The organism is Rhizobium sp. PvP014 (assembly GCF_017876855.1).
GTDB lineage: Bacteria > Pseudomonadota > Alphaproteobacteria > Rhizobiales > Rhizobiaceae > Neorhizobium > Neorhizobium soli.
Map to the genome: position 1 here is coordinate 1,187,721 of NZ_JAGIOT010000002.1, position 23,278 is coordinate 1,210,998.

Here is a 23,278-nt window from a genome sequence, read left to right on the forward strand (position 1 = left end):
ATGGGGAAAGTATTTTCTGGATTGCCACGAATATAGGTTCAACGCGTCGTGCAACCATCCCCCGGTGGTCGAATATTGCGTTCGGATTTCGCGACCAATGGTGTCAGGCAAACACGCTTAAGAAGAACTGGATCGAAATTCCCACCAGAAACAGCGCGAAACCGAATTCCAGCTGCCGCTTCGAAAGCGCGTGCGCCAGCCTTGCGCCGTAAGGTGCCATCAGCAGCGTCACCGGGATCAGCAGAGCCACCGCCATCCAGTTGATGTAGCCGGTGGAAAACGGCGGCAGACCGGGCTCACCCCATCCGCCCCAGACGTAGCCGATCAGGCCCGGCAGCGAAATCAGCACGCCGACGCCGGATGATGTCGCGACGGCCTGATGGATGGAGCGGCCATAGAGGGTCATGAAGGTGTTGTTCATGACGCCGCCGCCAATGCCCATCAGGCCTGAGAGAATACCGATCCCCGTACCGACAAGGAATTTGACCGGGTTCTTGGGCAGATCGTCGCCCAGCTGCCAGCTTGCCCGGTTGAAAATCATCCGCAGCGCCAGAAGCAGCGAGATGACGGCAAAGATGATCCTGAGCTCGGTGCTGGACGACCATGCCGCGACGACGGCGGCAATCATCGTGCCGAGCGGCACAGCAATGATCCAACCCTTCAGGAGATCGATGTCGACAGCACCGGCGTTTTTCTTTCGATGCGCCATGAAGGAGCGGATCGACGTCGGCACGATGATCGCAAGCGAGGTGCCGAGCGCCAGATGCATGCGCACCGCATCGGAAATTCCCAACAGGCCGAACACGTGAAAGAAGATCGGCACCAGGATCGCACCGCCACCGATCCCGAACAGACCGGCAAGAAGTCCCGCCAGCACGCCGGCGGCCAGAAGTGCTGCGATGAAAGGCAAAAGGTCTGCCAGCGGCGGCATGAGAGGCTGCATCGTTCGTCTCCGAAGGCAGCGCTCAAAAACTGGATTCTGCATGCCGCTGTCATTTTCCCGTGACGTTCTGACAGCATGATTGCGCAGAGGCAAGCAATGGACGCCCGGTTCCAGGTTTCTGGAGTGCCGCAACACCAAGCCGGTCGGCCGTTATCACCAGATCCTTTTCAGCATTTTCTTTCGCTTGCCGCATCACCCCGCCTCAGCCAAAGGCGGGTCTCCTACCGGGAGACAGGCTTCCCCCCGCGAGCCCTCTCCATTTCGCCGGCCTCCGGGTGAAAACCCCGAGCCGGCTTTTTTTTTGCGGGCTTCGGCGTCAGCAACCGTAGCGTGGACGTCAGCTACAGTAGCGCCGACCGCCCTTGCGCGGGCGCAGGTCGAAGTGGAAGTGGTTCCAGTGCTCGGCATTGCTGCCGGGTCCAAGCACCGTGTTGAAATACTTGCAGCTGTCGGTCCGCACGGATTTGAGCAGCGCACCCTCGCGGAAGGAAAACAGCCCCTTCTTGCGCACGTTGATATCGTGACCGTTCTTGAGGACGATGGCGCCGATATCGATTGCGTTGCCCTTGGCATGTTCCGACATCGGGTTGTAGCGCTGCCGTGAATTGTTCATGCGACGGCAGGAATAGCCACCCATCGGCTGGATCTTCTGGATACCCGAAAGGTATCGCAGGCGCGCCGATGGCGCGAGTTCGCTCTTCACCCATTTGGCGAAGGCGAGCGTCACCTGACAGTTCAGCGTCACCGCCGGCTTGACATCGATGCCGCCGGAAAGACCGGAAAGCTTCACGGGGTAGTCGACGCCGCAGCTCGGACCGTTGGAGATGCGTGGCTGATCCCGGAACTCGACGCCCATCCGGCGCAGTTCCGCCCGGCAGCTCACTTCCGATTGCGGCATGACGTTGCGCAGAAACGGCTTGTCCGGCTCGCTCATCGGACCCGACTGGATCGTTGGATTGTTCGGACGCAGCATCGCCACCTGCTGGCTGCGAACCGGCGCACGGCTCGGCGGCGTCACGGGCGAACGGTCGCCCCAGACCTGGCTACCGCCGGCCAATCCGTCATTCATCATTTCATCGCGCGCGCCCGCGCCGGAACGCTTCGGCGGCACGATGACACGATCGTCCTCGACGTTGGAAATCGGCTGGCGTCTCGCACTCAGTGCACGCGGATTGTCGGTGCCGATACCGTCGACCACCGGCTGGTCGCCGACGCCTTCGGCGATATCGCTGTCCTGCTCTTCCGCAAGGCCCGTCACACCGCTCTCGTCCGGATCGAAGCCGAGCTCGCTATCCATGTTGACGCCCTCTTCAGGCGAGGCGGTGGGCATTCCGCCCTGCCCGAGCGGCGAGGAGGATACGGGTGGCGCCAGCGAGGCTGACTGCATCGGTTGCGGCGCGCGCAGATAATGTCCCCCGTCACCGGGAGGGCTGTTCGAGGCGACCGGAGCATTCATCATGCCAACCGAAGCGGCTGGCGAAGGACCAGCCTGATAACCGGCGTTTGTCTGGTAGGGCGACTGGGCGATCGTGTCGGGCGGCAGCGGCGCGACAGGCTGGATCGCGCCGACGCGCGTCCCGCTATCGATCGACGCAGGCGGAACAAGGTCGCTGGAAGAACAGGCGGCAAGCATGGTGGAGACCATCAGCAGCGCCAAAGCTTTGCGCATAAAAGTCTTCGGGGCCATCCGTTGGGCCTGCTTCTCGAGAAGCGCATACGCCATACCAGTTGCCACCCTCTGGTGCCGAAATCACACAAGCGCAAATTGTAGGAAGATTCGGTAAACGAAGCCTTGCCCAATCGAGGCCGTTTCATGGTCATTTCATGCAGGCAGCGCGAGCTGCCACACACTACAACTGCACCTTTGTGAAGACCATCAAATGTCCGCCGCGCGTAAAAACGCCCGCCCGCAAGCTGCGGACGGGCGCATCGACGTCAGTCACTCAGGCCGCGCGAACCCGGTCCGGTTGACGAGTGTCCTTTACGGCCTCGCCATTCAGTCGGAAGGTCGAAAGCAGATGCTGCAGATGATGGCTCTGTTCGGCCAGGGTCTGGCTGGCAGCCGTCGTCTCCTCGACCATGGCGGCATTCTGCTGGGTCATCTGGTCCATGTGGTTGACAGACGCGTTGATCTCCCGAAGCCCACCCGACTGTTCGTGCGCGGTCGTTGCGATCGTCTCGACATGGGCGTTGACCTTTTCGACCAGCACGGCAATCTCCACCAGCGCATCACCGGTTGACCGCACCAGCGCGACGCCGGTCTCGACTTCGTGAACCGAGGTGCTGATCAGCGTCTTGATCTCCTTGGCGGCGTTGGCCGAGCGCTGCGCCAGTTCGCGCACTTCCTGCGCAACGACTGCAAAGCCGCGACCCGCCTCACCTGCCCGTGCCGCCTCGACGCCGGCATTGAGCGCCAGAAGATTGGTCTGGAAGGCGATCTCGTCGATGACCCCGATGATCTGGCTGATGCGGCTGGACGACGCCTCGATACGGCCCATAGCATCCACCGCGCTGCGGACGATCTCTCCGGAACGGCCGGCACTTGCCTTGGTCTCGGCGACCATGACGCGTGCCTCGCGAGCCCGCTCTGCCGCAGTTCCGACTGTCGCGGTGATCTCGTCGAGTGCGGCGGCCGTCTCTTCCAGTGCCGCAGCCTGCTGCTCGGTCCGCTTGGCAAGGTTGCCGGTAGCGCCGGAAATGTCGGAAGCGCTGTCGCGCACCACATGGCCGGTTTCCGAAATTGCAGCGATGGCATTGTGAAGCGCTTCGACCGCCGCATTAAAATCGCGCCGCAGCTTCGCATAATCAGCGCCAATATCACCGAGCGAAACAGAGAGGTTGCCGGCGGCAAGTGCCTCCAGCGCCCATCCCAGCTGGCCGATCGCCCGCGCCTGTCTCTCGGCCGCAGCACCGCTGCTGCGCTCGCTTTCGGAACGCTCCGTCGCCATGGCACGCTGGTGAACGGCCTCGCGTGCCCGAAGTGCCGCACTTTCTTCGACGCTGTTGCGCAGCACTTCGACGGCACGTGCCATCTCGCCCACCTCGTTCGGATAAGCCGTGCACGGAACCGCCATGTCGGTCTCGCCGGCCGCAATCGCGGTCAGCACGCCCTTTACCTGACGGATCGGTCGGGTCACGCTTCTGACCACAAACCAGGCGCCGGCAAGCAGCAGCACCGCACCACCCGCAAACATGGCGGCAAACTTCATCGCGTCCTGGCGGAACATCGCCTGAAGGTCGTCCGTATAAACACCGGTACCGACGATCCAGCCCCAGGGCGAAAAGCCGATGACATGCGAGTATTTCTCGACCGGTTCGGCGGCACCGGGCTTTGGCCAGTAATAGTCGACAAAGCCCTGACCGCCTGCCTTCACCACATTGGTGAATTCCACAAACAGGAATTTCCCGTTGGGGTCCTTGTTCTGGGTCAGGTCCGACCCGTTCAGTTCCGGCTTGATCGGATGCATCACCATGGTCGGGTGCATGTCGTTGATCCAGAAATACCCCGATCCGCCACCATAGCGCATGGCGCTGACGATGGCCTTGGCGGCTGCCTGCGCCTCATCACGGCTCATCGTGCCGGCAGCTTCGAGACCCTGGTACTTCTTCAGGATGGCAACAGCGTTGTCGTTCATCTGGGCAAGACCCGCCTTGCGCTCCTGCTCCGACGAACGATAGCTTTGAAACAGGCTGAACACCATCGCGCCACCGAGAATGACGAGCGACAGGACGACAAGGCTGTAGAGACGCCAAGAAATAGCGATACGCTGCATAGTTTCCCCCTCCAGTAAAACTGCGCGGAGCTTAAGTGAAGAGGGTTAGCAGGTCGTAAAGCATGTAAGCGGCGGAAACACTTACTCGGATTGGGTGCGCACGCACCAAAGCGGCATGTATCCAAGCCATGTTGCTGGAGCATTGCTCCAATCCAAAACAAGGGTGGGCCGGACCAGTCTTTCGCTCTAGTCTGGTCTCAACAGATACGAGACTCAGCAAGGACGTGACGAATGACCGAACAGCCGCAACCTGCCTCTCCGACCGGCGAACTGACACTGCGCACACTTGCGATGCCGGCCGACGCCAATCCAGCCGGTGATATCTTCGGCGGCTGGGTGATGGCCCAGATGGACCTTGCCAGCGGCATCCGCGCCACCGAGCGGGCGCATGGCCGCACGGTGACCGCAGCCGTGAAGGAAATGGCATTCCAGCTCCCCGTCAAGATCGGCGACACGTTGAACGTCTATACCGAGATCACCCGCGTCGGCACGAGTTCGATCACGCTGAATGTCGAAGCCTGGGCCCAGCGCGCGCGCTACCGGATGCTGGAAAAGGTAACGGCCGGGACCTTCGTCATGGTGGCGCTGGGAGACGACGGCAAGCCAAGACCCGTTCCCGCAGAATAGTGGCCAGGTCGGACCGGCCCTAGTCGATCCCTGCAGATAGCCGGTCTATCGCTGTAGATAGCCAGTTACCCCTGAAGATAGATGGAGGACCTGTCGAAGGACAGCCCGGGAAAGACGCGCGACGTCAGCTTGTCCGGTGCAATGCCGAACTGCTTGTGCAGCATGGCCGCGGCGATCTCGCGCACATCGCCGGTCGGCATCAGATCCTGGCCATCCAGAAGCCTGTCCTCGGCAAGACCGGGCCACGTCCCCATCACCTTCCCACCCGACACCGCACCGCCGGCGAGAACGGCAACGCCGCCGGTGCCGTGATCGGTTCCGCCGGTGCCGTTCTCGCGCACGGAACGTCCGAATTCCGTGACTGCCAGCACCACCGCGCGGGCCCACGCGTCGGCACCCAATGCGTCCTTGAGCGCCACGATGGCAGCGGCAAGCTCGCCAGCCACCGATCCGAACTGGCTAGCCTGTTCGCGATGCGTATCCCAGCCGTTGATTGAAAAGCTGGCAATCCGGTAGTCTTCCCGCAGCATGCCACCGGCAAGCCGCGCCATGTCGACGACGCTGCGGTTCCGCTTCTGGCGGTACCCGTCAGCCGAAAACCCCGTCCGCTTGACCTCCTCCATCGCCGCGGCAAACGGCGCATCGGCTGCGTAGAGCCGCTCCAGAAAGCCGATCTCGTCCTGCGCCATCTCCACGTCGCCCGTTCCCGCACGGTTGTCGGCCTTGTTCGGCCCGCTCAGGATCAGTTCCATCGACGTATGGATGTCGAGCGCCTTGCGGCCGTCGGTGCGCGGAATGACCGCCAGCGTCCGGTTGAGCCAGCCACTCTTCTGCGATGCGTCGGTACCACCGTTTTCCAGCATTGTCTGGCCGTCGAAATGACTGCGCCCGTCGCGGTAGGGCGTCGCGACCGCGTGCACGAAGGACAGCGCATTCTCCTGCCAGAGCGGCATCAATGCCGACGCCGCCGGGTTGAGACCGAAAAATCCGTCGAGATCAACAAGTCCGGTCCCGGGCGTCAGACCGAGCGTCGGTCGCAATCCGGCGAAAGCCGCATCGCCATAGGGCTGCACCAGATCCAGGCCGTCCATCCCTCCGCGCAATATGATCGTCACGAACCGGCTTTCGCCAGGAGCAGCCGCAAAGCTGACCGGTGTCAGCACGGGTGCGGCAGCGGCAGAGCAGGCGCCGGCCAGAAAGCCGCGGCGGGAGAGCGAAAAGCCTGGCTTGATCGTCATCGCTATCTCCTGTTGAACTCGGGCGACGCCAGAACCATCGCGATGGCGTGGTTGGTGTTGGGTGCCTGAGCAATCACGTCCCTGGTATTCTGGCCCGCCGCGTCCCCGAGCGCCGCATCGAGAAACGTGCCGGGATCGCGCCTCTGGCCGAAACGGCCGGCCATCAGCCGCGCCCAGGCGATCCGCTCGCTCAGCTGGCCCGGCGACAGCCAGACACTCGCCAGGTCGGCATAGCCGGCCGGGCTCGGTGGCTGCCAGATCGGCTGGTCCATCCGCTGGAGCGCGGCAAGCGTCAGGTCGTTGGCGCGCGCGGCACGCTGCTTGGCATCCGCGCGGGCAGCCGTGCTGCTGGCCATCTTCAGCGCCTTTCGCATCGGTCCGTCGTCTTCCTGCTCATCGTCGTCCATCTCGTCCAGCAACCGGGAGAGGTCCTTATCGGAAATGTCGACGGCTCGGAATCCGGACACGACGAATTCGAACGGACGCTTGATCTTCTGTCCAGGATCGCTCCAGGCACGGGGATGATCCAGCATGGCACGATAGACGGCCTTCAGATCGCCCTCGGTTTCAGCCCAGGCTGCCGTCATCGCGGCAACCACATCCGCCGGGGGTTCGTCGGCAACGAAGTGGATCACCAGTTTTCGGCAGACATGTTCCGCCGTCATCGGGTTCAGCGCCAGATCCTCAAGCATCCGTAGATGGTCCTGGCTCCCCGCCTCGTCGTCCTCATAAACCTCTCCGAGCAAGCTGATCGAGCCGCCTTCGGAAATGCGTGGCCGGTAGACGACTTCGAGAGCGCGGCGATCGACCGACAGTCCCGTCAGGATCAGCGCGGCGGCCCGGACATCCTCCTGGGTATACCCGCTCCCAGCTCCCAGCGTGTGCAGTTCCAGCAGTTCGCGGCCAAGGCTTTCGTTCACGGCACGCCCGCCCGGCCGCCCCGCGGAGGCGTCCATGCCTGCACCATCACTCTGGTCGAGATAGATCAGCATCGCGGGATGCAGCATGGCGGCTTTCAGCAGGTTCGCGAACGACCCGGCCAGATTGGGACGGATCGCCTCCGCCTCGTACAAAGGCACGACCATCCGCATCGGCAGCGACTTGAGCGCGCTGGTGGAAAAATGGTCCGTCCAGAACGATGCCAGCCGTTCGTGAAACCCGAAGGGCGACAGGATCGCCTGCGCCAGCCGCGCCATCGCATCCTGCCGATAGATCTGCAGCGCTTCCTTCTGGGTTTCCTTGCGAATGCTTTCGTTCGGCTTGCCGTCCTTGGCCGCCTTCGCCTCGGCCGCCCGCAGCGACATCACCCGAGAGGCCGTCTCGCGGCGGCCACCCGCTCCCTCGCGGGGAAAACGCGGCTTCCTTTTTGCGGCCTGGTCGAGCTGGGCCAGCAGAGCCTCGGCATCGCGGGGCGACTCCTCGCCGGGACGCAGCCCGTAGCCGAAGCGAATCGCTGCCAATGTCGGTCTCGAGATCGCCATCCGGCCACTCCTGTTTCGGTCCCCCAGAGTCGGAGACGAATGTGTCCGAAACGAAAGACAATTACGGCCATTTCGCGACCCGGACGATTTGCCGCCAGCCAACCGCGGTCTGGGACCGAAGAACCTCGGAAGTGGCCCCTCTAAACGATTGCCATATGCCTCGGCAAGAATGCCATCAGCTGCGATATCGCCAACGACGGCTCGCCTGTCCAGCCACGGTCGGTACAACATTCTGTCATCCGGTTACTTTACGGCGTGGGGATGTGAGAGACGCAGCCCACGCTATGCATCGTAGAACTGTGGACAATGGTAGCCTTCGGGATCTGCTGGAGACCGCGCCAAAAGCACAACCCACCCCGTTGCCCTTTTGTACTCATTTTCCCACCATCCCCCTCTTCACTTTCCACCATCCCGCCTCCATATTCGCGCAATGGCCAGATCTCCGAAGAAATCCCCCTCCTCCAAGCCCAGCGGTTTCGAGGAATCCCCGCAATCGTCGTTCGAAGGCGCGCCGCTGGAGGGGAATGTTTCGGACTGGGTGAGACAGCTGGAAGCCGAGGCGGAAATGTCCGGCGTCGAGACCCAGCGCGAGATCGCCTCCAAGGCCGGCAAGCATCGCAAGAAGATCGAGATCGCCGCCCGCGAGGAGGCCATCAAGGCCGCCGCGAAAGACACGCCGAAAACCGCCAAGCACACGACCTCGTCGAAATCGTCTCGCGGCACGTCGATGGGCGGCTCGTCCGATCCCAAAACCCGCGCCGCCGCCGGCCTCAATCCCGTCGCCGGCATGGACGTGTCGCTTGAAGAGGCCGAACACCTCGCCACCGGCGCCGTCACCGCCACGGTCGAAGCCTTGTCGGCGCTGATCGAGAGCGGCAACCCGCTGTTCAAGGACGGCAAGATGTGGACGCCGCACCGTCCCCACCGCCCCGAGAAATCCGAAGGCGGCGTCACCATCCGCATGGCCTCGGACTATCAGCCCGCCGGCGACCAGCCGACCGCCATCAAGGACCTCGTCGAGGGCATCAACAACAACGAACGCTCGCAGGTCCTGCTCGGCGTCACCGGCTCCGGCAAGACGTTCACGATGGCAAAGGTGATCGAGGCCACGCAGCGGCCGGCCGTCATCCTTGCGCCCAACAAGACGCTGGCGGCGCAGCTCTATTCCGAATTCAAGAACTTCTTCCCCGACAACGCGGTGGAATATTTCGTCTCCTACTACGACTATTACCAGCCGGAAGCCTATGTGCCGCGCTCCGATACGTTCATCGAGAAGGAATCCTCGATCAACGAACAGATCGACCGCATGCGCCACTCCGCCACCCGCTCGCTGCTGGAACGCGACGACTGCATCATCGTCGCCTCGGTCTCCTGCATCTATGGTATCGGCTCCGTCGAAACCTACACCGCCATGACCTTCCAGATGGCCGTGGGCGACAAGCTCGACCAGCGCCAGCTTCTGGCCGATCTCGTGGCCCAGCAATACAAGCGCCAGGACATCAACTTCATCCGCGGTTCCTTCCGCGTGCGCGGCGATACGATCGAGATCTTCCCCGCCCACCTTGAAGATGCCGCCTGGCGCATCTCGATGTTCGGCGACGAGATCGATAGCATCACCGAGTTCGACCCGCTCACCGGCCACAAGACCGGCGACCTGAAGTCGGTCAAGATCTACGCCAACTCCCACTATGTAACGCCGCGCCCCACGCTCAACGGCGCCATCAAGTCGATCAAGGAAGAACTGAAGCTCCGCCTCAACGAGCTCGAAAAGGGCGGCCGCCTGCTGGAAGCGCAGCGTCTGGAACAGCGCACCCGCTACGATATCGAAATGCTCGAAGCGACCGGCTCCTGCGCCGGCATCGAAAACTATTCGCGCTATCTCACCGGCCGCACGCCCGGCGAGCCGCCACCGACCCTGTTCGAATATATTCCTGACAACGCCCTTCTGTTCATCGATGAGAGCCACGTCTCCGTCAGCCAGATCGGCGGCATGTACCGGGGCGACTTCCGCCGGAAAGCGACGCTGGCCGAATACGGTTTCCGCCTGCCGTCGTGCATGGACAACCGGCCGCTGCGCTTCGAGGAATGGGATGCGATGCGCCCCCTCACCGTCGCCGTGTCGGCAACGCCCGGCAACTGGGAAATGGAACAGGCCGGCGGCGTGTTTGCCGAGCAGGTCATCCGCCCGACCGGCCTCATCGACCCGCCGGTCGAAGTCCGCTCCGCCCGTAGCCAGGTCGACGACGTGCTCGGCGAGATCCGCGAGACCGCCGAAAAAGGCTATCGCACCCTGGTCACCGTGCTGACCAAGCGCATGGCCGAAGACCTCACCGAATACCTGCATGAACAGGGCGTGCGCGTGCGCTACATGCACTCGGACATCGACACGCTGGAACGCATCGAGATCATCCGCGATCTGCGCCTCGGCGCCTTCGACGTGCTGATCGGCATCAACTTGCTTCGCGAAGGCCTCGACATTCCCGAATGCGGCTTCGTCGCCATCCTCGATGCCGACAAGGAAGGTTTCCTGCGCTCGGAAACCTCGCTCGTCCAGACCATCGGCCGCGCCGCCCGTAACGTCGATGGCAAGGTCATCCTCTACGCCGACAAGATCACCGGCTCGATGCAGCGCGCCATGGACGAAACCGCCCGCCGCCGCGAAAAGCAGGTCGCCTACAACACCGAACACGGCATCACGCCAGAGTCGGTGAAAGCCCGCATCTCCGACATTCTCGACAGCGTCTATGAGCGCGACCACGTCCGCGCCGATATATCAGGCGCCTCCGGCAAGGGTTTTGCAGACGGCGGCCACCTTGTCGGCAACAACCTGCAGAGCCATCTCAACGCCATGGAGAAATCCATGCGCGACGCCGCAGCCGATCTCGACTTCGAAAAGGCCGCCCGCCTGCGCGACGAAATCAAACGCCTCAAGGCCTCCGAACTCGCCACCATGGACGACCCGATCGCCCGCGAGGAATCCAAGGCCCAGGAAGGCGTGCGCCGCAGCGCCGAAGCCACCCGCACCTCGCTGGGCGGTGGCAAAGGCAAAGCCGCCAAGGCCGGGGACGAGGCAGCACCCTCCTACTTCGCCAAACCCTCGCTCGACGACATGGGCCCGGGCACAGACACGGCCACCCCGCTGTTCCGCCGCAACTCCCTCGACGAGATGACCGTCGGCCGCACCGAAAAACCCGCCCCAGGCGCCCTGCCGGAACGCCCGCCGGAAACGATCAGCACCAAGAAACGCTTCTCCCCGCTGCTGGAAGGCCAGCCGGAACGGGGCGAAGGCAAGGACGACCCGCGCCCCATCGTGCGCGGCAAAGTCGGCGCCGGGAGTTACGAGGACGCGACCGACGCCAAGCAGCAGAAGCGGCGGACCAAGGGCAAGACGGGACGGCCGGGACGGTAGGCACCAACATGACGGCGCCGAATAGGCGCCGGTCACTCACCCTCGGGAAGCCCGGAAAACACCTCCCTTTTGAGGGGGGAGGTCGCCGCAAAGCGGCGGGACCCGCCAGCCTCAAACCATCACCCCACCCCGGACCTTCGGTCCGACCCTCCCCCTCAAAGGGGCGGGTAAGGTAGGTCGGCGCCGGGATTTACGAGGATGCTGGCGACGCCAAGCAGCAGAAGCGGCGGACGAAGGGAAGAACGGGGCGGTAGGATCTAAACGGAAATGAAGCTTCCAAGGCAGTCAATCTACATACTTCATATGAACTGACCTATCAGTTTGGCGCGCTTGGCCCCTGCCGCTTATGAAATATAGCGATTTGCTGGATCAGGGTGTCGATCGTCTTGCCTTCTCGCATCGCGTAAAACGGCCCGGAACTCGGCATCATAAGTGCCGGCCCATCGAGCCCGTATTCACGATATTGCGCTCCGTTTTTTCGTTTTCCGCGATAAAAGAACTCTCTATACCGACGCGGTGTGATTCCAAAGAATGGGACAAATTCGACGGAGGGGAACTTGCTGTACCCACCGCGGGAGGTCCCTTCAATTTTAACCGAGTCCGGATGCAGATCTGAAGTCAAACTTTTCGGATATGGTTCCAGAAATACAACTTTTGCAATACCACTAGCGACAATGTGTTTGGAGCACATATGACAAGGAAAGGTTGTGCAGTAAAGGATGCCATCTTGCACACTCACACCTAGCCGAGCAGCATCACTCAAAGCCGACATCTCAGCGTGCACTATGCGCCCGTATTCTAATGCGTCCATAAATTGAGATTTATCTAACATCCGTCGTTGAGAGGATGTGAGCTTTTCCTGACCCTCGGGGAGAATGATACTAATCAACTCGTCCATGAGTTCAGCTTTACGGACATCATTACTGTCCTCTTTCAAAGTATACTCACGAGCATCCTGAGAATCGTCTGCCCAGTAAGTCCCGCCGCCAGCTTTAGGAACCTCGTTGGAACCCAACGCTGCAACTTCTCCGGTAGAACGAAATATTGCCGCCCCGACCTGCCTAGACAGGTCTAAACTTCTCAGCGCTGCTGAGTGCGCCAGATACATTCCATATTCAAGATGATTTGGTGAATATCCGTTGTGTCCGAACAATAACTCAACAAATCTTTTTACTTGATCGCTTACGCGCACACCATCATCAGACCGGTCGTCGTTAATAACAACGTCCGCTAACTGGAAAATCTTGCCTACTCTTTGACCGTTAGGAGCATCTATCTCATCCTCGTCTCGAACTACAAGCGCCTCAGCTTGATCTCGGAATTTATTTCCGTCTCGCTTTTGGTTATCGTGGGCTATTTGCTTCGACAGATTATCAACACGTACATCACGAGCAGAATAAACGGATATCTGCAAAAATCGGCTTCCGTAGATGTCTCGCAAGACTTCCAGTTCTTCCTCTGTCTTCAATTGGTCAACTATGTATGCAATGCCATCAACATCGGATGTAGCGCGAGATCTAAGTCTCGCTATCTCAGATATCGCAAAAACTGACAGGCTTTTTGTACCGATATTATCGCGTACATAATTTCCGAACTTTATAAAAGTATCAATCCGATTATATTTCTTACTTCCATCAAGTCCAATATAGTTAAGATCTTTAGCTATACTAGGAAACAAATTTGAGAGCTTTACATGATGACAGGCGAACTTTTTCGCCTTAAATTCAGATTTAAGGCCGCGAAGGGTGTTTTCAACGTTGGCCCCCACCGGCGAGACGATTCCTATTACGATCTCTGGCAAAAAGTTATCTGCGTTCTGGAACGTCGGAGTGGTCATCTGGTTACACGTTTGTTATGAGATTGAACCTGTGAACAGACTCACAGTTACAGTTTATGGTTGAGGTTTTCAATGCGACCGACGAACGAGAAGCAAGCTGATACAAACAAGATCCACGAAAGTGAGTTACTGAACCGTCTTGAGACGGTAGCCAAAAAAAGTCGCGAAGTTTACGACGGAGCTATAGAGGATTTCAGAAACAGTTTCACTCTGGGGTCCACGAAATTCGACGACGATCGGCAAGAGCGTTAAGAGCACAAACTCTCAGTCTTCTTCCACTTTTGTAGAAGCAGTTTATAAGTTCCACCCGCTTCTTGTTTTGGCCAGAGAGAACGGCTGCACGGCAGAGTTATACGACCCGGCCTCACCCCCTACCCAACCTCCCACTCAACCGCCTTCGCCACCTGCCAAAGCCCCTTCATCCGCTCCAGCGTCGCCGCCACGAACGTCTCACCTCATGTCTCAAGCTCCATCTCGATTTGGCCGAAACGTCTGAGGAATGTCGCATTCCCTCCTCGCAGCGCCTGTTTCTCAACTGCGATAGCAACCCTCCAACCACGGCAACGCTATCGAGTGGTTCCAGAAGAAATACATCCTTAGGCAGCACCTCTCGTCTCGCGAGTTCCCCGCCTCCACATCCCCACACACCATCACCCCCCGCATTCACCCTCCATCAACCCCTTCCATGCGATACCTTCTTCACAACGAAGATGGAGCACGGCCACGATGATTGGCTTCAAGAACACCCACAATCAGCCCGTTTACGTCAACCAGGCTCAGGTCCTTTACGTCACCACCTATGAGGAAGACGTCTCGGTGATTGCGCTGGCGGTCACGGGTGCCGGTGGCAAACCGGTGACGATCCATGTTCGCGGCAGCGTCGATCTCGTGCAGTCGAAACTGGCCGGCACCGCGCCGCGCTGAGCGGCAGGTTTTCGCGCCGAGGGCGCAACGCCCGCTTTTCCGGTCCTTAGAAGTGCCTCGAGAACAGCGCTTTTATTTGCGCTGCGGCGGATTTTGGCGCACCGACCTACTAAATTTCAATGACTTAACGCATGTTACATCCTCACGGATTTTTTCCGTGCCTATAATGCTGCGTTCCCTCGCGGATACACTGGGAGGCGTCCCGGCGAGGCGGAACCGGCGCGGGTCATGGGGAAAGGACGCAACACCCCATGCTCCGGGTTCGCGGAAAATGGTCTCCCTCCGGCGACACGGGGGAAACAGGCGGGTCACGGACCGACCGCCGGTTTCCGATGCCCGAAAGAGCGCGCCGGATGTGCCTGTGCGGCACACAAGGTGGCCCGCCGGGTGGTTTCGCCGGATTCCTGATCCGTCGGAAGCACCGGGGAGCCGGCGGCGAACAACCGCCCGGCCGGGTCGTTGCAGAGAGACCGGAGTCGCGGGCAAAAACCGCCGAACGGGGTGCCGAAAGGTGTCACCTACAATTTTCTATATCGAGGCAGCTTCCGGCGCCCCGTCCGAATTTTGCATCCCTCGATCGCCAAGGCACACGTCTGCCCTGCGCAGGCGGACCATCCGAAACCGGACAGGAGAAGCACCATGTCTGTCGAAATCACGGAAATCGAGACCCATCTGGCATGCTGCACGGCAGAGATACTGGCCTTTCCGCAGGCCTGCCTCCGGCGCGAATGCCGTCGCGCCAACCGATGCTTGCATGTCGATGTAGACACCGGCGCCCCTGCCTGTCTGATCAATTTCGGCCCCGACTACCCCGAAAGCTTTACCCTGATCTACCTCATCGCGCTTGCCGCCCGCGCCGATCTCGGCCGGCAGGGCATGATGTTCGCATCGCCTTCCGCCATCGACCGTGAATTGCAGGATGCCTGTGTCGAGGTCGCCCGAAACGCCCTACCGGCCGAGGATGCCAAGCGATGGATGGCGGCCTACCGGGCCCGCGAAAAACTGCCCCCGCCAACCCTGCCGTGATGCGGACCGCGGATAGAAACAGCCCGCCGGGCCGAGATGGGCGGCAGGAAGCTGAGCGGCTTACAGCGCCCGCTCAATCGCCTTCGCCGCCTGCCAAAGCCCCTCCATCCGCTCCAGGGTCGCAGCCTCCAGCGTCTCGCCTGATTTCTGAAGCTCCGTCTCGATATGGCTGAAACGTCTGCGGAATTTCGCATTTGTCCCACGCAGCGCCGTTTCCGGATCGGCGTCCACATGGCGGCCGATGTTGACGAGGGCGAAGATGAGGTCGCCGAGTTCGTCGGAGACTTTTTCGGGCTGCCCGGCCGCCAGGGCCTCGCGCAGTTCGGCGACTTCCTCCTCGATCTTGTCGAGGATCGGGCCCGGTTTCGACCAGTCGAACCCGACGCGGGCCGCCTGCTGCTGCAGCTTCACGGCTTCGCTCAGCGCCGGCTGGGCCCGGTGCACGCCGCCGAGAAAGCCGGATTTGGAAGGCTCGGTCGTGCCGCGCAGCGCCCGCCTCTCGGCCCGCTCGCGCTTCTCCTCGGCCTTGATCGCGTCCCACTGCAGCTTCACGGCGCCCGGCGTATCCGCATCGGAGCGCGCAAACACATGCGGATGCCGGCGGATCATTTTGGTGGTGACCGCCTCGACCACATCGCCGAAGGCAAACGCACCGGCTTCCTCCGCCATCCGCGCATGAAACACGACCTGCAGCAGCAGGTCGCCCAGTTCCTCGCGCAGATCGTCCATGTCATGCCGCTCGACCGCATCGGCCACCTCATAGGCCTCCTCGATCGTATAGGGAATGATCGTCTCGAAACTCTGTTCGAGATCCCAGGGGCATCCGGTCACCGGCGTGCGCAGCGCCGCCATGATCTCGATCAGGCGGGAAATATCCTTCGAAGCATGCATGCCGAAATCCTTGGCCTTCAATTGAGCGGTATCGTGTTGTCAGCCTTGCCGGCCTGATAGCTCTGCGACAGCAGCTGGTAGCGCTGCCGGATCCGCTCCGCCCGGGCCTTCAGGTCCTGCCGGACGGCGTCGTCCTCCTCGGCCTCGATGAGGTCGGCGATGAAGTAGGAGTTCCAGAAGGCGTTGGCGCGTCGGTAGCCGCCGGGCTCCAGGCCGAACACCTCCTTCAGGATCTTCAGGTCATGCGGAATGGCAAACGCATCGCGGCTGTCCTCGTGGCTGAAGAACGAGTAGAAATTGTCGAACCCCGCCCAGGTAATCGCCGACATGCACATCGTGCACGGTTCGTGAGTCGAGAGGAAAATCAGATCCTTGGCGGAAAGTCCGGAATCAATCTCGTAGAAGCGTTTGAGCGTGTGCACCTCGCCATGCCAGAGCGGATTTTCCAGCTCGTTATTGGTCTCGGCAATCACCAGCGAAAGATCCGACTTGCGCAGGATCGCCGCTCCGAACACCTTGTTGCCGGCGGCAACGCCCGTTTGGGTCAGCGGCAGGATATCGTGCTCGATGACATCGAGAAGGCGGGAAGCAATGGTCATGGTGCACTCATCTCCAGGTCTGCCGCAGAGCGAAATTGTACGGTTGTAGGGTTATGGCCGTGCAGGGCTGCACACAATGAACGGAAGGTTGGCGGTGGCTTTTGCTCAAGAAGCGAGCGAACGGGAAACAGAAATACCGGGCGCCCCGGCCTTTTGCACATCCATTTCTTCAATTATGCCACCGCATTGTGGATATTCAGGTTCATATGATGCAGGATAATCGCATGTCTCAGAGCCTTCAACGCCTGTCGGTCTTCCCGGCGTTTTTTCGCGTGCGCGGAAAAAACGTTGCCGTGTTTGGCAACGGCGACGAGGCCTATGCCAAGGCGCGGCTGATCGCCAATACGGATGCGCTGATCATCGCCTATTCGGATGATCCGCAGGCCGATTATGCGGCATGGCTCTCTGAGCACAAGACGGAGCCGATCCGCGAAACCTTTGCCGCCGCTCAGGTCGAAGGCGCCACGCTCGTGTTTGCTGCAACCGGTGATCAGGCGCTCGACCAGACCATCGTCATTGCTGCCCGCGCGCACGGAATTCCGTCCAATGCCGTGGACCAGCCGGATCACTGCGATTTCTTCACGCCGGCACTGGTCAACCGCGCCCCGCTCGCCATCGCCATCGGCACCGAGGGTGCTGGTCCTGTTCTCGCCCAGATGATCCGCGCCCGCATCGATCAGATGCTGTCGCCATCGCTTGGCAAACTTGCCTCGCTTGCGACCGATTACCGCGATGCCGTCGAACGCATGGTGCCACGCGGCGTATCGCGTCGCATCTTCTGGCACCGGTTCTTCTCCGGCGACGTTGCCGATGCCGTTGACGCCAACGATCATACCGCCGCACGCCGCGCCGCAGATGCTCTTCTGTCAGTGACCGGCAAGGCCGAAGGCAAGATCTGGCTGGTCGGCGCCGGTCCAGGTGCCGAGGATCTCCTGACATTGCGGGCCCAGCGCGTGCTGATGGAAGCGGACGCGATCGTCTACGATGCGCTGGTTCCCCAGGCGATCGTCGATATGGGCCGCCGCGATGCGGAACGGCTTTCGGTCGGCAAGCGCAAGAACTGCCATTCCAAGAGCCAGGAAGAGATCAACCGCCTGCTGGTCGATCTCGGTCAGCAGGGCAAGCGCGTCGTGCGCCTGAAAAGCGGCGATCCGCTGGTCTATGGCCGCGCCGGCGAAGAGATGGCGGCCCTACGCGAAGCCGGCATCGCCTATGAGATCGTGCCCGGCATCACCTCGGCCTTCGCGGCTGCTGCCGATTTCGAACTGCCGCTGACGCTCCGCGGTGTCGCCTCGTCGCTGATCTTCACCACCGGCCATGACCTTGCCGGCAAAGCCCTGCCCGATTGGGCAAGCCTTGCAATATCTGGCGCCACCATCGCCGTCTATATGGGCCGCACAGTCGCAGCATCGGTCGCCGAACGGCTGATGCAGGCCGGCGTCTCTCCCCTCACCACCGTCGCCGTGATCGAAAATGCCAGCCGCACCGACCGCAAGCTGTTCCACGGCGTCCTCCAGGAACTGCCGGCGCTGGAGACCAGGGACGATCTCGATGGCCCGGTCATGGTGATTATCGGCGAAGCCGTCGCTGGTGCGAATTTTGAGAAGTCCGAACCGCTTTCCGCCTTTGCAAGGACGGTTGAGCGGGCAAGCATTGGAGTGGAATAATGGCCGACAAGGTTCTGACTGCCAACCGCCTGTCCGATGGCATCGCCGTCTGGCTTGATGCCGCCGGCCGCTGGACGGAAAACCTGCAGGAAGCGCTTGTGGCGCGCCACGCGGAAGCCGTCTCCTCTCTGGAAGCGATCGGCAAGCGTGACTTTGCCGAAAACAAGGTCGTCGACGTCAATGTCATCGATGTCGAGGAAACCGAAGGCAAGCTGTGGCCCACGCGTCTTCGCGAACGCATTCGTGCACAGGGCCCCACAATGGATTATGCCGCCGGCTACAGCCACGCCGATCCGGCATTCATCGCAGTCTGATACCGAGAGTTCAGGAACATCATGTATCGTTACGACGAATTCGACCACGCATTTGTATCAGGCCGCGTGGAGCAGTTCCGCGATCAGGTGGAGCGTCGCCTGTCCGGCGCGCTTGCCGAGGATGCGTTCAAGCCGCTGCGCCTCATGAACGGCGTCTATCTCCAGCTGCATGCCTATATGCTGCGCGTCGCCATCCCCTACGGCACGCTGAATGCAAAGCAGATGCGGATGCTGGCGCATATCGCCCGCAAGTACGACCGCGGCTACGGCCATTTCACCACCAGGCAGAACATCCAGTACAACTGGCCGAAACTGTCCGACACGCCGGATATCCTGGCCGAACTCGCGACTGTCGAAATGCATGCGCTGCAGACGTCCGGCAACTGTATCCGCAACGTCACGGCCGATCATTTCGCAGGCGCTGCAGCCGATGAAGTGGCCGATCCGCGCCCTTACGCGGAAATCCTGCGCCAGTGGTCGTCGGTGCATCCGGAATTCTCGTTCCTGCCCCGCAAGTTCAAGATCGCCGTGACCGGCGCCGAGCGAGACCGCGCCGCGATCCAGGTGCATGACATCGGCCTGCACCTCAAAAAGAACGACAAGGGCGAGATCGGCTTTGCCGTCTATGTGGGCGGCGGACAGGGCCGCACGCCGCTGATCGCCAAGAAGATCCGCGACTTCCTGCCGGAAGAGGATCTCCTCTCCTACACGACCGCCATCATGCGCGTTTACAATCTCAACGGTCGCCGCGACAACAAGTACAAGGCCCGCATCAAGATCCTCGTGCACGAAACCGGCGTCGAGGAACTGACCCGTCAGGTAGAAGAAGAGTTCTCGCATCTGCAGGGCACCGAGCTGAAACTGCCGGAACGGGATATCGAGGCGATCACCGCCTATTTCGCGCCGCCGTCTCTGCCGAACCGCGCCGAGGGCTGGAAGGAACTCGCGAGCTGGAAGCGGCAGGACGAAAACTTTGCCCGCTGGGTGGATCAGAACGTCCAGCCGCACAAGCATCCAGACTACGGCATGGTCACCATCTCGCTGAAGCCCATCGGCGGCATTCCGGGCGACGCGTCCGACGTGCAGATGGATGCGATGGCCGATCTGGCCGAAGAATTCGGCCATGACGAAATCCGCATCAGCCACGAGCAGAACGTCATCCTGCCGCACGTGGCGCTGGCCGATCTCGAGCCGCTTTATCGCGCCCTCGCCGCCCACAATCTGGCAACGGCAAACTCCAACCTGATCACGGACATGATCGTCTGTCCCGGCTTGGATTACTGTGCTCTGGCGAACGCCCGTTCGATCCCGGTCGCGCAGGAGATCTCTACACGCTTCGGCTCCCCGGAGCGGCAGGCGGAAATCGGCGAGCTGAAGATCAAGATCTCCGGCTGCATCAACGCCTGCGGCCACCACCATGTGGGCCATATCGGCCTTCTGGGCGTCGAGAAGAAGGGCACCGAGCTCTATCAGATCACGCTTGGCGGTTCTGCCGACGAGAACACGTCGATCGGCGAAATCATCGGCCGCGGCTTCGAGCCGTCGAAGGTGACGGACGCGATCGAAACTATCGTCAACACCTATCTCGGGCTTCGGCAGGGCCAGGAGGAAACCTTCCTCGCCGCCTATCGCCGTGTCGGACCGCAGCCCTTCAAGGATGCGCTCTACGGTGATGCGAAGGCGGAGGCTGCGTGATGGCGAAGATCTGGAGAGAAACCGGCTTCGTCGCCAACGACCCCTGGGTGATCGAGACGGAAGAGGTAAAGGCCGAGGGCGAGCAGAAGACGCTGCTTCCGCTTGCCGAATTCATCGAGAAAGCCGAAGCCAGCAACGATGTCGGTCTCGGTGTGCTGATCAAGCCCGCCGACGACGTCCGGAAGCTTGAGCCCTATCTCTACCGCATCGAACTGGTGGCGGTGGAATTTCCGGCCTTCAGCGATGGCCGCGCTTTCAGCCACGCCTCGCTGCTGCGCGATCGTCTGGCCTACAAGAACGAGTTGCGCGCCGTGGGCGATGTCCTTATCGACCAGGTCCCGCTGATGCTGCGGTGTGGCATCGACAGCTTCGCGGTCACCAACGCAACGGCGCTGCAGCGTCTGGAGGAAGGCCGCCTGCCCGGCATTGACGTTCACTACCAGCCGACGGCGCGTCCTGCGGAGCCAAGCGAAGGCTATAGCTGGCGCCGCCGCTCGGTGCCGGCTTGAAAAGCTGACCTCAGAAGACATATTTTCTAAGCGATCGGCCAGAAAGCGCGGCCGATTGCTTCATAAGCGCGGCTCGATAGTGTATTTCGCTGCTGCGAAACCAATCTGACCGAGTAACGGACGAGACTATGAACGCACCTGCCAAGACCGAAGAGTTTGCCGTGAAGATCCCGGATGGAGTCTACGCCGAAACCGTGCTTTCGGTGGAGCATTTCACGGATCATCTGTTCCGCTTCCGCATGACACGTCCGGCAGGCTTCCGCTTCCGGTCAGGCGAGTTTGCCATGATCGGCCTGATGGTCGGCGATAAGCCGATCTACCGCGCCTATTCGATTGCCAGCCCCTCCTGGGACGAAGAGATTGAAATCTTCTCGATCAAGGTTCCGGATGGCCCGCTGACATCCCATCTGCAGGCGATCAAGCCGGGCGATACGGTTCTGATGCGCAAGAAGCCGACAGGCACGCTGGTGCTCGACGCGCTGACGCCTGGCAAGCGTCTCTACATGTTCTCGACCGGCACGGGCATTGCTCCGTTCGCAAGCCTGATCCGCGATCCGGAAACCTACGAGAAGTTCGATGAGGTCATCCTGACCCATACCTGCCGCGAAGTGGCGGAGCTGAAATATGGGTTCGACCTGATGGAAGAGATCCGTAATCACGAGTTTCTCTCGGAAGTCGTCGGCACCAAGCTGAAGCACTATCCAACGGTGACCCGCGACGCCGCTTATCCCTATCAAGGCCGCATCACGGACCTGATCGACAACGGCAAGCTCTTCACCGATCTCGGCGTGCCGCCGCTCGATCCTGCGGTCGACCGCGGCATGATCTGCGGCTCGGCTGCGATGCTGAAAGACACCAAGGAACGGCTGGAAAGTGCGGGCCTGACCGAAGGTGCCAACAACAAGCCAAGCGAGTTCGTCATCGAACGCGCTTTCGTTGGGTAAGCTTCTGCGAAACTGGTTTAAAAGACCGTTCTAATCATCTGATTATGAATGACGCGACCCCCCAGGGATCGCGTCATTTCTGTTTTAGCCGTTCGCCTGTTGCGATGGCGCGATTTCCTTGTGGTAGATCGCGAAGACGGCCACGGCGATCAGCGCGACGCCGCCCCCGACGAGATGCGAGACCGCATAGCCTCCCTGGCTGACCACATAGCCGGCAACGACGTTGCTGAGCGATGCGCCGAGGCCCTGGACCGTCATCAAGCTCGCAAAGCCGACATTGAAACGGCCTGTACCCTTCAGGATGCGTTCCACCGCAACCGGTGTGACGATGCCAAGCAGCCCGGCACCGACTCCGTCGAGGATCTGGACGGGCCATACCACCCAGAAACCGTCAAAGCTGCCGGCGATCAACCCGCGGATCGGCAGCGCTGCAAGCCCGATCGCAAGCGTCGCGGCGAGGCCGAGCCTTCGGATCAGGAACGGCGTCACGACCGCGACAGCCACCATCGAAAGCTGGGCGATGCCTGTGATGATCGCCGTGGTCCGGAATGGTGTTCCGAGTTCGATGGCGAACTGCTGGGCAATCAGCCGGCTCATCGGCGCGTTGCCGAAGTGGAAGATCATCAGGATCAGTGCAAGCAGAATAAGTCCCCGGCTTTTCAGAAGCACACTAAAACCGGATGGCGCCTCCGCCGCGCTAGCGTCTGCTCCGCTGCCGTCGTTCGCCGCAAGGCCGCGGGCGACATTGTGATCGATGCGATCAGGATCGATCATTGCGACTGCCGCAAGAGCACCGAACGCCGTCGCGATCATCAGCCAGATCATGCCACCCTGGCCGAACAGCGAGATGATGACGTAGACGGCAAACAGCGAGGCGAAATTGCCTGTGTGGTTCCAGAACTCGTTGCGAGCGATCTGTTGCGAAAACAGCTTCTCGCCGACGAGACCCAGCGTCAGGCCGGCCAGTGCCGGACCGATCACGGCGCCGACGACGGCGGTCCCGATCTGACCGATCCAGACAATTGCCGGATTGGGGGAAAGAAGCGTCACCAGCGCTGCAGCGGTGACCACCACGACCGGAATGGCAACGAGCGCCCGTTTCCACGACGTTCCATCGACCAGCGCCCCACAAAGCGGCGTTGCGGCAAGCCCGATTAAACCACCGACCGTGGCGATCAGGCCGAGTGACATCGATGACCAGCCTTGCGTCGCAAGGAAAGCATCAAGAAACGGCCCGAGCCCATCACGCGCATCGGCTAGAAAGAAATTGAGGAGGCAGAGCGCCGCCAGAGATCGGTCGGAGAAGATGCGCGGTGGATTGCCACCCGCAGATTTGTGAAGAACGGATGATGTCATCAGGAGCGAACCTTAGCTGGAGAGCGCAGCCTAAATGCATCCGCC

At 61.1% G+C, this 23,278-nt stretch carries 18 protein-coding genes and 1 pseudogene; 9 read left to right on the plus strand and 10 right to left on the minus strand.

The features are described from left to right. Positions 1–103 precede the first annotated feature (103 nt). From J3A65_RS10370 to J3A65_RS10380, 3 genes are all read right to left on the minus strand, one after another. A complete protein-coding gene (locus tag J3A65_RS10370; protein ID WP_062458004.1) occupies positions 104–931 on the minus strand; it encodes a sulfite exporter TauE/SafE family protein in 828 nt (275 codons plus the stop codon). A 349-nt stretch (positions 932–1,280) separates the two neighbouring features. Next, on the minus strand, positions 1,281–2,630 hold the full coding sequence (locus J3A65_RS10375) for an extensin family protein (RefSeq protein WP_092660750.1): 1,350 nt from the start codon (positions 2,628–2,630) through the stop codon (positions 1,281–1,283). Between the two features lie 256 nt (positions 2,631–2,886). Continuing rightward, on the minus strand, positions 2,887–4,716 hold the full coding sequence (locus tag J3A65_RS10380) for a methyl-accepting chemotaxis protein (RefSeq protein WP_209901035.1): 1,830 nt from the start codon (positions 4,714–4,716) through the stop codon (positions 2,887–2,889). 231 nt (positions 4,717–4,947) lie between these two features. On the opposite strand from J3A65_RS10380, the gene J3A65_RS10385 reads away from it, so the two are divergent. Then, positions 4,948–5,343 (plus strand): acyl-CoA thioesterase, encoded by a 396-nt coding sequence (locus J3A65_RS10385; RefSeq protein WP_062456448.1) that lies wholly within the window; start codon positions 4,948–4,950, stop codon positions 5,341–5,343. Positions 5,344–5,408: 65 nt separating this feature from the next. Here J3A65_RS10385 and J3A65_RS10390 read toward each other — a convergent pair whose 3' ends face one another. Together J3A65_RS10390 and J3A65_RS10395 are read right to left on the minus strand one after the other, a co-directional pair. Then, positions 5,409–6,581: a DUF1501 domain-containing protein gene (locus J3A65_RS10390; RefSeq protein WP_209901037.1), complete on the minus strand. Its 1,173-nt coding sequence runs from the start codon at positions 6,579–6,581 to the stop codon at positions 5,409–5,411. Between the two features lie 2 nt (positions 6,582–6,583). Continuing rightward, on the minus strand, positions 6,584–8,062 hold the full coding sequence (locus tag J3A65_RS10395) for a DUF1800 domain-containing protein (RefSeq protein ID WP_209901039.1): 1,479 nt from the start codon (positions 8,060–8,062) through the stop codon (positions 6,584–6,586). Positions 8,063–8,492: 430 nt separating this feature from the next. On the opposite strand from J3A65_RS10395, the gene uvrB reads away from it, so the two are divergent. After that, positions 8,493–11,471 (plus strand): excinuclease ABC subunit UvrB, encoded by a 2,979-nt coding sequence (gene uvrB, locus J3A65_RS10400; RefSeq protein WP_209901041.1) that lies wholly within the window; start codon positions 8,493–8,495, stop codon positions 11,469–11,471. A 316-nt stretch (positions 11,472–11,787) separates the two neighbouring features. Here the strand turns inward: uvrB and J3A65_RS10405 are convergent, their stop codons facing one another. Next, the gene (locus J3A65_RS10405; protein ID WP_209901044.1) at positions 11,788–13,308 is read right to left on the minus strand and encodes an anti-phage dCTP deaminase; all 1,521 of its coding nucleotides are present in this window, start codon (positions 13,306–13,308) and stop codon (positions 11,788–11,790) included. A gap of 371 nt (positions 13,309–13,679) precedes the next feature. Next, positions 13,680–13,838 (minus strand): annotated as a pseudogene (locus tag J3A65_RS23550) (nucleoside triphosphate pyrophosphohydrolase); the annotation flags it as partial. Between the two features lie 196 nt (positions 13,839–14,034). On the opposite strand from J3A65_RS23550, the gene J3A65_RS10410 reads away from it, so the two are divergent. Continuing rightward, positions 14,035–14,232 carry a hypothetical protein gene (locus J3A65_RS10410; RefSeq protein WP_062456430.1) on the plus strand — a complete coding sequence of 66 codons (198 nt, stop codon included), beginning with the start codon at positions 14,035–14,037 and terminating at the stop codon, positions 14,230–14,232. A 639-nt stretch (positions 14,233–14,871) separates the two neighbouring features. After that, complete coding sequence (locus J3A65_RS10415) at positions 14,872–15,258, plus strand: hypothetical protein (protein ID WP_209901046.1); 387 nt, start codon at positions 14,872–14,874, stop codon at positions 15,256–15,258. Between the two features lie 60 nt (positions 15,259–15,318). On the opposite strand, the gene mazG is transcribed toward J3A65_RS10415, so the two are convergent. Continuing rightward, a complete protein-coding gene (mazG, locus tag J3A65_RS10420) occupies positions 15,319–16,149 on the minus strand; it encodes a nucleoside triphosphate pyrophosphohydrolase (protein ID WP_209901048.1) in 831 nt (276 codons plus the stop codon). A 17-nt stretch (positions 16,150–16,166) separates the two neighbouring features. After that, positions 16,167–16,748, minus strand: a complete 582-nt coding sequence (locus J3A65_RS10425) for a nucleoside deaminase (protein ID WP_209901050.1) — start codon at positions 16,746–16,748, stop codon at positions 16,167–16,169. Between the two features lie 224 nt (positions 16,749–16,972). Here J3A65_RS10425 and cysG point away from each other — a divergent pair, with 224 nt between their 5' ends. From cysG to J3A65_RS10450, 5 genes are all read left to right on the plus strand, one after another. After that, positions 16,973–18,415, plus strand: coding sequence for a siroheme synthase CysG (gene cysG / locus J3A65_RS10430; RefSeq protein WP_209901052.1), 1,443 nt, complete (start codon positions 16,973–16,975; stop codon positions 18,413–18,415). Continuing rightward, positions 18,415–18,729 (plus strand): DUF2849 domain-containing protein, encoded by a 315-nt coding sequence (locus J3A65_RS10435; protein WP_209901054.1) that lies wholly within the window; start codon positions 18,415–18,417, stop codon positions 18,727–18,729. Before cysG ends, J3A65_RS10435 begins: the two co-directional genes overlap by 1 nt. Before the next feature lie 21 nt (positions 18,730–18,750). Next, the gene (locus tag J3A65_RS10440; RefSeq protein ID WP_092660727.1) at positions 18,751–20,424 is read left to right on the plus strand and encodes a nitrite/sulfite reductase; all 1,674 of its coding nucleotides are present in this window, start codon (positions 18,751–18,753) and stop codon (positions 20,422–20,424) included. Continuing rightward, positions 20,424–20,933 carry a DUF934 domain-containing protein gene (locus J3A65_RS10445; protein ID WP_209901056.1) on the plus strand — a complete coding sequence of 170 codons (510 nt, stop codon included), beginning with the start codon at positions 20,424–20,426 and terminating at the stop codon, positions 20,931–20,933. The genes J3A65_RS10440 and J3A65_RS10445 overlap by 1 nt, the downstream gene beginning before the upstream one ends. Before the next feature lie 128 nt (positions 20,934–21,061). Beyond that, positions 21,062–21,877 (plus strand): ferredoxin--NADP reductase, encoded by an 816-nt coding sequence (locus tag J3A65_RS10450; protein WP_209901058.1) that lies wholly within the window; start codon positions 21,062–21,064, stop codon positions 21,875–21,877. 84 nt (positions 21,878–21,961) lie between these two features. On the opposite strand, the gene J3A65_RS10455 is transcribed toward J3A65_RS10450, so the two are convergent. Beyond that, positions 21,962–23,233 (minus strand): MFS transporter, encoded by a 1,272-nt coding sequence (locus J3A65_RS10455; protein WP_209901061.1) that lies wholly within the window; start codon positions 23,231–23,233, stop codon positions 21,962–21,964. Between the last annotated feature and the right edge of the window lie 45 nt (positions 23,234–23,278).

Bases quoted from the DNA above. Each gene is read 5' to 3' on its own strand.
- J3A65_RS10370 (WP_062458004.1), bottom strand. From the start codon at position 931: ATGCCGCCGCTGGCAGACCTTTTGCCTTTCATCGCAGCACTTCTGGCC.
- J3A65_RS10375 (WP_092660750.1), bottom strand. From the start codon at position 2,630: ATGGCCCCGAAGACTTTTATGCGCAAAGCTTTGGCGCTGCTGATGGTC.
- J3A65_RS10380 (WP_209901035.1), bottom strand. From the start codon at position 4,716: ATGCAGCGTATCGCTATTTCTTGGCGTCTCTACAGCCTTGTCGTCCTG.
- J3A65_RS10385 (WP_062456448.1), top strand. From the start codon at position 4,948: ATGACCGAACAGCCGCAACCTGCCTCTCCGACCGGCGAACTGACACTG.
- J3A65_RS10390 (WP_209901037.1), bottom strand. From the start codon at position 6,581: ATGACGATCAAGCCAGGCTTTTCGCTCTCCCGCCGCGGCTTTCTGGCC.
- J3A65_RS10395 (WP_209901039.1), bottom strand. From the start codon at position 8,062: ATGGCGATCTCGAGACCGACATTGGCAGCGATTCGCTTCGGCTACGGG.
- uvrB (WP_209901041.1), top strand. From the start codon at position 8,493: ATGGCCAGATCTCCGAAGAAATCCCCCTCCTCCAAGCCCAGCGGTTTC.
- J3A65_RS10405 (WP_209901044.1), bottom strand. From the start codon at position 13,308: ATGACCACTCCGACGTTCCAGAACGCAGATAACTTTTTGCCAGAGATC.
- J3A65_RS10410 (WP_062456430.1), top strand. From the start codon at position 14,035: ATGATTGGCTTCAAGAACACCCACAATCAGCCCGTTTACGTCAACCAG.
- J3A65_RS10415 (WP_209901046.1), top strand. From the start codon at position 14,872: ATGTCTGTCGAAATCACGGAAATCGAGACCCATCTGGCATGCTGCACG.
- mazG (WP_209901048.1), bottom strand. From the start codon at position 16,149: ATGCATGCTTCGAAGGATATTTCCCGCCTGATCGAGATCATGGCGGCG.
- J3A65_RS10425 (WP_209901050.1), bottom strand. From the start codon at position 16,748: ATGACCATTGCTTCCCGCCTTCTCGATGTCATCGAGCACGATATCCTG.
- cysG (WP_209901052.1), top strand. From the start codon at position 16,973: ATGTCTCAGAGCCTTCAACGCCTGTCGGTCTTCCCGGCGTTTTTTCGC.
- J3A65_RS10435 (WP_209901054.1), top strand. From the start codon at position 18,415: ATGGCCGACAAGGTTCTGACTGCCAACCGCCTGTCCGATGGCATCGCC.
- J3A65_RS10440 (WP_092660727.1), top strand. From the start codon at position 18,751: ATGTATCGTTACGACGAATTCGACCACGCATTTGTATCAGGCCGCGTG.
- J3A65_RS10445 (WP_209901056.1), top strand. From the start codon at position 20,424: ATGGCGAAGATCTGGAGAGAAACCGGCTTCGTCGCCAACGACCCCTGG.
- J3A65_RS10450 (WP_209901058.1), top strand. From the start codon at position 21,062: ATGAACGCACCTGCCAAGACCGAAGAGTTTGCCGTGAAGATCCCGGAT.
- J3A65_RS10455 (WP_209901061.1), bottom strand. From the start codon at position 23,233: ATGACATCATCCGTTCTTCACAAATCTGCGGGTGGCAATCCACCGCGC.